Below are 383 nucleotides of genomic sequence, written 5' to 3'. Positions count from 1 at the left end.
CGCTTCGCTCGCACCTCGATCAACGAGCGGGGGCGGGTGGGACGGCGACCGCGGGCGGGAGAGTGGCGTTCGAATCGCGATTCGAGTCGCTTCGGTGCGCTCGAGGCGGCTCGAATCGCGAATCGGGTGCGACCCGCTCGCCTCGGGTGATCCCTTCGAGAGCCTTCAGACGTCTCCCGGGGCGGCGGAGGGCTGGGATGAGCCAGATGGTGCAGAGTCCGAAACGCCCGGCGGGCCGGCGGTCCTCGGCGAGTCCGGCGGAGCCCGATTACCCTGGCCGTCCCGATGAGCACACCCGCACCGCGTCCAGCAGCACCGGCGCACACGGGACCCCGCTTCGATGCCGCGCCCGGTGCGCACCAGGCCGCATCCCTCCCTCCTGC

Annotated in this window: 1 pseudogene (only partly in view); it reads left to right on the top strand. The window is 72.3% G+C overall.

The features are described from left to right. Window positions 1–206: 206 nt before the first annotated feature. Window positions 207–383, top strand: a pseudogene (locus tag ACFE67_RS13970) (DEAD/DEAH box helicase); it runs 1,650 nt beyond the window's last position.

Origin of the sequence: uncultured Amnibacterium sp. (genome assembly GCF_964244015.1) — a bacterium.
Taxonomy (GTDB): domain Bacteria; phylum Actinomycetota; class Actinomycetes; order Actinomycetales; family Microbacteriaceae; genus Amnibacterium.
The sequence above is the reverse complement of the archived record's forward strand: the minus strand, read 5'-3'. Positions and strand labels throughout refer to the sequence as shown.